5 protein-coding genes and 3 pseudogenes are annotated in these 8,561 nt (G+C 39.3%); all 8 read left to right on the top strand.

The features are described 5' to 3' along the window. Positions 1-284: 284 nt before the first annotated feature. A complete protein-coding gene (locus tag B3J29_RS05560) occupies positions 285-2,096 on the top strand; it encodes a monovalent cation:proton antiporter-2 (CPA2) family protein (RefSeq protein ID WP_004812195.1) in 1,812 nt (603 codons plus the stop codon). A gap of 145 nt (positions 2,097-2,241) precedes the next feature. Beyond that, a pseudogene (locus B3J29_RS05565) lies at positions 2,242-2,637 on the top strand (integrase core domain-containing protein); the annotation flags it as partial. Positions 2,638-2,784: 147 nt separating this feature from the next. Further along, entirely contained in the window at positions 2,785-3,003 is a 219-nt protein-coding gene (locus B3J29_RS05570) for a Sec-independent protein translocase subunit TatA (RefSeq protein WP_004812196.1), read from the top strand. A 9-nt stretch (positions 3,004-3,012) separates the two neighbouring features. Beyond that, positions 3,013-3,435 (top strand): Sec-independent protein translocase protein TatB, encoded by a 423-nt coding sequence (gene tatB, locus B3J29_RS05575; RefSeq protein WP_004812198.1) that lies wholly within the window; start codon positions 3,013-3,015, stop codon positions 3,433-3,435. Further along, positions 3,432-4,190, top strand: a complete 759-nt coding sequence (gene tatC, locus B3J29_RS05580) for a twin-arginine translocase subunit TatC (RefSeq protein ID WP_004812200.1) — start codon at positions 3,432-3,434, stop codon at positions 4,188-4,190. The genes tatB and tatC overlap by 4 nt, the downstream gene beginning before the upstream one ends. Before the next feature lie 204 nt (positions 4,191-4,394). After that, positions 4,395-6,587 carry a PhoX family protein gene (locus B3J29_RS05585; protein WP_004812202.1) on the top strand — a complete coding sequence of 731 codons (2,193 nt, stop codon included), beginning with the start codon at positions 4,395-4,397 and terminating at the stop codon, positions 6,585-6,587. Positions 6,588-6,977: 390 nt separating this feature from the next. Next, positions 6,978-7,539 (top strand): annotated as a pseudogene (locus B3J29_RS05590) (IS5 family transposase); the annotation flags it as partial. 294 nt (positions 7,540-7,833) lie between these two features. After that, positions 7,834-8,532 (top strand): annotated as a pseudogene (locus B3J29_RS05595) (helix-turn-helix domain-containing protein); the annotation flags it as partial. Between the last annotated feature and the right edge of the window lie 29 nt (positions 8,533-8,561).

Raw genomic sequence — 8,561 nt, forward strand, 5'->3', positions numbered from 1 at the left:
ACAGAATTAGGTCGTCCTCATAACCAAGTTGTCACTTGAGTTCTGTTCAGATAAGCAGGTGCTGTCTTTTAAATCTTTGTGCAACAAAGCCCTTTTGCATAGAAAATATTCTGGATAGGTTCTAAGTGATCATCTTTAAATTTATGAAAAGCAATTACACAAAATTATTTACAGGCTCTGCAGTTGCATTAGCTTGAAGCCTGTATATATATATTTGGCTACCTTTATCGGGTAAATTCTATACTTGCAATGTCAACAGCCCCAATACAAAATCTGAGAAATATATGAGTGCAGAAGCCACATCTATCAGCCTTTTATCCCCTGTCATATTGCTCACGGCTGCAGTGATCGCAGTCCCCTTAATCAAGCGCCTAGGATTAAGCTCGGTATTGGGATATTTAATTGCAGGATTAATTATTGGTCCATTTGGACTGGCATTTTTCTACGATTCTGTGTCTATTTTGCATATCGCTGAGCTTGGTATTGTGATGTATCTGTTTGTGATTGGACTAGAAATGCGTCCATTGTATTTATGGAATTTAAGAAAAGAAATTTTTGGATTAGGTACATTACAAATTAGTGCCTGTTCATTAGGGCTAACGGCTGTAGGCTTGGTCTATGGCTATTCTTGGCAAGTGAGTTTTGTGTGTGCTGCAGGCTTTGTACTCACCTCAACTGCAATTGTAATGCAACTTTTGGGAGATCGTGGAGACATTGCTCAACCACGAGGACAAAAAATTGTCTCGATTCTGCTGTTTGAAGACTTGTTGATTGTACCTTTATTGGCCATTGTCGCTTTTATCGCACCGAATCATGTTGTTGAAAGTACTTCTACGCGTTTGCAGAGCATCGGAATTGGTTTAATTTCAATTGCAGGTTTAATCGCTGCAGGCTATTGGTTGCTTAATCCTTTATTTCGCTTATTAGCTGCAGCCAAAGCCCGTGAAGTCATGACTGCAGCAGCACTCTTGGTGGTGCTCGGCGCAGCATTACTGATGCAAGTCACTGGCTTATCGATGGCAATGGGGGCATTCCTTGCAGGGGTATTACTCTCCGAATCCACTTTTCGCCATCAGATTGAAGCAGATATTGAACCGTTTCGTGGCATATTGCTCGGATTATTTTTTCTAGGTGTAGGCATGTCACTAGACCTTAACGTCGTAAAAAATAACTGGGTGTTAATCTTAAGTGCTGTACTTCTGCTGATGTTTGTCAAAGCATCCATGATTTACCTGATTGCACGCATGACCAAAAGTTCACACTCCGAAGCACTCGATCGCGCATTACTGATGGCTCAAGGGGGTGAGTTTGCTTTTGTACTCTTTACTGCCGCCATGAGTGCTCAAGTCATTAGTGCTGTTGAACACTCAAACCTGACTGCGATTGTAGTCTTATCGATGATTTTGACCCCGATTATTGGCTTTTTATTTAAACGTTTTACCCAAACTACAGAACAAACTTCTTTAGAAAATATCCGTATTGCCGAAGGACTTTCTGGAAAAGTATTGATGATTGGTTTCGGTCGTTTTGGACAAGTTTCCAGTCAATTACTGCTTGCTCGAGGGATTGATGTGACCATCATTGATAATGATATCGACATGATTCAAAACGCTGAAAGATTTGGATTTAAAATTTACTATGGCGATGGTTCTCGTTTAGATATTTTACATGCCTCGGGAGCAGATACGGCTGAGGCAATTGTTGTTTGCGTAGACCACAAAGAAACGACGAATAAGATTGTAGAGTTGGTGCAACATGAATTTCCTTTAACCAAGTTACTGGTTCGCTCTTATGACCGTGAGCATGCGCTGCATTTAGCAAAACAAAATGTGGATTACATGATTCGAGAAACCTTCGAGTCGGCAATGCTATTTGGCGGTGCCATTTTAGAAGAATTGGGTGTTGACCAGAGTAATGTTGAAGAAATTAGCCAAGAAATCCGAGAACGAGATAAGGAACGTTTTGAAACCGAAGTTGCAGCAGATGATGTCTATGCGGGTATCGGTTTGCAATACACAGGACCGCGTCCGACTGCACCTTTAATCACACCAAAGCACACAGGGCAAATTCTGAATGAAGATGACACTCAGCAATAATTTCACGTATTAAGCCCAAATAAAAAAGAGGTCTGTGTAGACATCTTTTTTGTAAGCATCCGCTGAACCCCATACCTATTTTTTAATTCCGTTCAAGTTTCCAGCGGTGTGGCAGTAATTCTTCTATTTGGGGCACTTTTTGTGTCGGCTATTGAATATAATTGATGATTCTCGTCGAGAAGGTTTAGCGATTGAAGCAGAATTCTCATTACCAACAATTCGGGTTATTCGTACGTTGAATCAGTTGCTAGAGTGGCGAGAAAATCCGTTAGTTATTCGGTTTGAGAATAGTCCGGAGTTTATCAATCATGAATGTGGGCGCTGGGGAACTGAATAAGGTATTCGTATTGAATATATTCAACCAGGTAAGCTACAGCAGAATGCGTATATTGAACATTATAATCCAACTATACGCTATAGCTGTCTAAGTACGCATTTATTTGAAACACTGGAAGAAGTGCAAGATTATGCAACGAGTTGGCTGTGGCATTACAACCATGAAAGACCACACCAAGCAAACAGACGAAGGCTACCTCTAATTAATGGCTGCTTGATCTCTATTTTTAACTTCGGTTATTTATGGGCGGATTACCCTTGTCATTATATTGACATCAAATCTTCATAGCTCTGTCATTTGTTAGTGTTGATATAAGCCAATAAATTTAAAAAGATTAAATGAGGATAAAATATGGCAGGGTTATCCATCTGGCATGTACTAATTTTTGCAATTGTAGTGATCTTACTGTTTGGTACTTCTAAACTAAAAAATCTAGGAAAAGATGTAGGGGGTGCAATCAAGGACTTTAAGAAATCTGTCCGTGAAGAAGAAGCTGAGGCAGCTCAACTTCAGTACCCTCGAACGATTGATGCGAAAGTTAAAGCCAGTGAGAGTTCAATCAAGAATTGAGGTATTGCTATGCTCAATATTGGAATGACTGAGCTGTTGGTCTTTGGGGCAATTGCCTTGCTCATTCTTGGACCAGATAAACTCCCTGAAGCGATACGTTTTATAGGTAAATGGTCAGCCAAAATCAAAAGGATCGCCGGCAATATACAAAATGATCTTGACCGTGAATTGCGACTATCGGAACTACGGGAACAAATGCAAAGCGAGCTGAAACGTATTCAGGAATTAGAAATTAAAATGCAGGCACAAATGGATAATATAAATGTAATCCATCAGCCCATCATTAGAAATCCGGAACAACATCTTTTGAACTATGAGCTGACTTACCAATTAATTAATGAATCAGTTTCACCTGTTCATTTACCGCCAATCCAGCTGAATAAAGTGACAAAACAAGAAAAAATTTATGCTGATATAAAGGTGGCCGTATGAGTATTTTGCCTTCGACTCAAACCAACAACGATACCCGGCAAATCCCGTTAGAAGAAATGCCAATTACCAGGCATCTAGTGATTCTGCGAAAGCACCTTTTCAAAATTGTGGGCGTATTATTAGGACTATTCTTATGTTTACTGCCTTTTGCAAGCCAAACTTATCAGCTTTTATCAAAGCCTTTACGCGCTCAGTTACCTGAAAGCTCTAGCATGATTGCAACAGATGTGACTGCGACTTTCATGGCTCCATTTAAGTTGAACTTCTTTATTGCTTTACTTATCGCCATGCCTTTTATTTTGTATCAACTTTGGGCCTTCATTAGACCAGCATTGTACCTAAAAGAAAAAAAGTTAGCTTTACCACTATTAATCAGCAGTATTGTACTGTTTTATGCAGGTATTGCTTTTGCCTATTTAATCGCTTTACCTTCTATCCTTCATTTTTTTATCAGCGTATCACCTGACACTGTTGCACCGATGACCGATATCAATAGTTATCTGGCTTTTTGTTTAAAACTATTTTTAGTTTTCGGATTTACTTTTGAAATCCCTATTATCACGCTCCTGCTTATTATAATTGGTGTTGTCAGCACACAGACCTTGGTGGAAAAAAGACGATTTATTGTGGTGGGATGTTTTTTTATTGCCATGTTTGTGACACCACCCGATGCCCTATCAATGATTATGTTAGCTGTTCCAATGTGGCTGTTATTTGAATTAGGCTTAGCGGCAGGAAAATGGATAGAAAAATGATGACCGGACATAACTGAATAATAATAAAAAGAACATAAAAGAAGAAAATACTCTATGAGCAGCTTAAGCTGCTTTTATTTTTAATATATAAATCAATATTATATTTAATAAATCCGCAATATTAGCTTCACCTGACTGTCATATTCAACCGCTAATTTATTCCTGACTTTAAAACAACCAGACCTTAGTTATGGGAATAAAATAATGACAGATTACTTACCTTATGATGAAAATCAGGAATTGGATAATAATACATCAGATAATCATCATTTTCGGGATATTTTAGAACAATCCATTTCTCGTCGTGCTTTAATTGCCAAAACTGCAAGTGGGGCTGCAGCATTGGCCCTTGCATCCTCTCTGGCCGGATGTGGGGACAGCGATAATAGCTCTTCTCTGCCGCCAACCGAGACTGTACCAAACCCGCCTGCTATTGACCCAAATGCAAAACCAGAGCAACTGAACTTTACACCAGTTGCTAAAAACTTGAATGATATCGTCACTGTACCAGACGGTTATGAAGCCAATGTCCTGTATGCACTTGGAGATTCTATTAATCCTGCATATTCAGACTGGGATGACAACAATATCCCGAATGGGCCAAGCTTTCAGTTTCGCTCTGGCGACTGCCATGATGGAATGAGTTTTTTTGGCTTAAATATCACTTCTGGCCGGTATGACCCGACTGTGTCTGAGCACGGTCTACTCGTTATGAACCATGAATATATCAATCCGACTTTTTTACATCCTCAAGGTCCAACCAAAGTTGATGGTCGCCGCCCTGAAGATGAAGTCATTCGTGAGACAAATGCACATGGTGTTTCAATCATTCATATCAAAAAAGACAATTCCAATCAAAAAATAGAAATTGTCAAAAATTCGATTTATAACCGTCGAATTACTGCCTCAACTGTCATGAGCTTTTCAGGCCCTGCGAGTGGATCTACTCTTCTATCTACACGCTTTTCACCAGGTGGAAAACTAACACGCGGTACGCATAACAACTGCGGCAACGGCTATACCCCATGGGGTACTTATCTCACCACTGAAGAAAACTTTATTGGTTACTTTGTCCGTAGCAAAACTGATGATGCTCATCGCTTACCGCAAGAAACGGTCGCTTTGGAGCGTTATGGTTTAAAAGCAGGTTCAAGCTCACGTTATGGCTGGGAATCTGCAATAGGTACAATTGAACCTCAGGATCTTTATGATCGATGGAGTGCAGATATTACTGCCGGTGATGCTAGCAAAGATTATCGTAATGGCCCCAATACTTTTGGCTGGATTGTAGAAATTGATCCATTTGATAGCCGACAAAATCCAGTTAAGCGTACAGCCTTAGGACGTTTTGCGCATGAAGACTGTCGTGCCAGTCGTGCTCGTGAAGATGATAACCTGGCTTTCTATATGGGCGATGACTCACGTGGAGAATATATATATAAGTTTGTTTCTGACTATAAATGGAGTGAAAACGACCGTAATGGTGGTTATGCAGTCGGAGATAAATATATGGATCATGGCAAGCTTTATGTTGCTAAATTCAATGCAGACGGGAGTGGTCAATGGATTGAGCTGAGTTATGGTATTAATGGTTTGAATGAGCTGAACAATATCTATCCTTTTAATTCCCAAGCAGATGTCGTGACCTTTGCTCGTCTAGCAGCAGATAGCGTAGGCGCTACTAAAATGGATCGTCCAGAATGGGTTGCAGTTAATCCTGAGAATGGAGAAGTCTATGTTACGCTCACTAATAACTCTAACCGCGGCACTACACATGCCTTAGATGCAGCCAATCCACGTAACTATAGCGATCCTGAGGGTGGCAAAGGTAATGTAAATGGTCATATTATCCGCTTACATGAAGATAAGGATACGACCACAGCCATCACATTCAGATGGGATATTTACCTATTTGGTGCTGAAGCTAAAATGGCACAAAATATTAATCTATCAGGTTTGAATGATAATAATGATCTGTCTTCACCAGATGGGATGTGGTTTGACCCTCGTGGTGTACTCTGGATTCAGACTGATGATGGTGCTTATACAGATACGACCAACTGTATGATGTTGGCTGCTTTACCTGGTAAGGTTGGAGATGGTACTCGAACAATCACATCTTCTGGTCAGGAAACTATTGTCGGTGCTCAAGTCTCAGATCAAACTTTACGTCGTTTCCTGACAGGTCCGAAAGGCTGCGAGATTACGGGGGTAACCATGACACCAGACTATAAAGCGATTTTCATTAATGTACAGCATCCTGGAGAAGATTCTCGAAGTTATGATAAGCCCACTAGTCATTGGCCTGCATCACAGACTAACTCGTCTGCCACTTCCCGGCCACGCTCTGCAACTGTAGTAATCACTCGTAAAGATGGTGGAACTATAGCTGGATAAATAACTGACTTATCTCAAAATGCTGGCTTGATGCTGGCATTTTTGTTTTTTCAATCTTTTAAATTTTAAATTTTTTTAGATTTAAGAATGAACTAGTCAATAATAAGCATCTTGAGCAGTATCCTAAAAGTTATTAATTTTTTATAGGGAGGTTAATGAACCTATAAATTCTAATTTATAAAAAAGCAATAAGTTAATGTAATAAGTGATGATTATCTAATCGTTAATTAATGAAGTAGACTTCAGGTGAACATAAGTTAAACGAAGTATACTAAACAATAACTTTATATATGTCTTACATTCATCTGATTTTTAGTTAAATAAGATCCTGTTACAAAAACTTACCACTGGGGGGCTTTTTATTTATCAAAAAAATCTTGATGGTCTCCATCTACTGGTTTGAAGTTTCTAGGCGAAAGGAATGGGAGCGTAAGAAGCATCAGCTTGAATATCGACAAAAATAGCGTGAACTCCATATAGGTATAATAGATGCTGAAGCGCTGCAAATACGTGCAGTTCAGCTTATAACAAATGATGTAAATGATTAATAAGCACTCGAAGATTTACTTGATTAAATCTCATTGGATGAGCAAATTGATCCTATCTGTACAGATGAAGCTTATGACACCAAGCACTGCCGACAAGTCATTTTAGATCAAGATACACATGCAGTTATTCCTCTAAAAAATACAAAATTTTGGAAACATCAAAAAACAGGATATTTAGAGAGAAACGAATTATAAAAACAGTCAAACATCTAGCTAGAGCTATTTGGAAAAAGTGGTCAGGTTAACATTGGCGAAGCTTGATAGAAACCCAGATAGCCTGTATCAAGCTATTAGGCGATAAATTAACGGCAAAGTGCTTTGATAGCCAGGTGAATGAAATTCATGCACGTGTAGCCGTGTTAAATAAACTCACGAAATTAAGTCAGCCGATATGCATATTTTAATTTTAATTTCAGTGACTTAGAATAGATAAACCTCTGAAGCTCTTATGTAATAAAGTCAGTACCTGGGACAGTGTTTCAGGTGTAAATCTGTCCAGGAAAATGGGCACGGACTAGACTTTTCTCTGGTAAAAAAGGTGTTAAACAAATATGGCTATCAGATTCAATTTATAGCGGCGCAACCTCAATATTTAAGTGTATTCGTTCAGACTTGATCGTACATTCTTCTTGAAAAAGAGAAATTTACCCGTTTTGATAAAGGTGTCGAAATCTTAATCAAACAAAGGTAACTTTCTTATGTTGCATACTAACAATCAAATCATTAAACACAAAGTAGGTCTGCTCAATTTAGCTAAAGAGCTTCAGAATGTATCCAGAGCATGCAAAGTGATGGGCGTTTCAAGAGATACATTTTATCGCTATCAAGAATTAGTGAAGTCTGGTGATATTGACGCACTGATTAATAAGTCCCGTCGAGTACCAAATTCAAAAAACCGTGTAGATGATGCTATTGAACAGGCTGTTATTGATTTCGCAATTCAATATCCCGCATATGGTCAGCACCGTACTAGTAATGAATTACGCAAGAAGGGTGTATTCGTTTCAAGGAGTGGGGTTCGCTCTATATGGCTTCGTCACGATTTAGAGAACTTTAAGAAGCGTTTAAAAGCACTTGAGGCTAAAGTGGCACAGGATGGTATTGAATTAAATGATCAGCAGATTGCGGCACTTGAACGTAAGCATGAGGATGACGTTGCTTGTGGTGAAATCGAAACAGCTCATCCAGGCTATTTAGGCGCGCAAGACACCTTTTATGTCGGGAATCTCAAAGGTGTTGGACGAATCTACCAACAAACATTCATCGACACTTATAGCAAGGTCGCTCATTGCAAGCTCTATACAACAAAAACACCGATTACAGCGGCTGATTTACTCAATGATCGTGTGTTGCCATTCTATCAATCTCAGGACTTATCAATGCTTCGCATCCTCACACTTGCGTAGCAGTGCTTCTTGTATCTTGA

Origin of the sequence: Acinetobacter sp. UBA5984 (assembly GCF_002429925.1) — a bacterium.
GTDB lineage: Bacteria > Pseudomonadota > Gammaproteobacteria > Pseudomonadales > Moraxellaceae > Acinetobacter > Acinetobacter variabilis.

Coding starts and splice junctions, on each gene's coding strand:
- B3J29_RS05560 (WP_004812195.1), top strand. CDS start 285: ATGAGTGCAGAAGCCACATCTATCAGCCTTTTATCCCCTGTCATATTG.
- B3J29_RS05570 (WP_004812196.1), top strand. CDS start 2,785: ATGGCAGGGTTATCCATCTGGCATGTACTAATTTTTGCAATTGTAGTG.
- tatB (WP_004812198.1), top strand. CDS start 3,013: ATGCTCAATATTGGAATGACTGAGCTGTTGGTCTTTGGGGCAATTGCC.
- tatC (WP_004812200.1), top strand. CDS start 3,432: ATGAGTATTTTGCCTTCGACTCAAACCAACAACGATACCCGGCAAATC.
- B3J29_RS05585 (WP_004812202.1), top strand. CDS start 4,395: ATGACAGATTACTTACCTTATGATGAAAATCAGGAATTGGATAATAAT.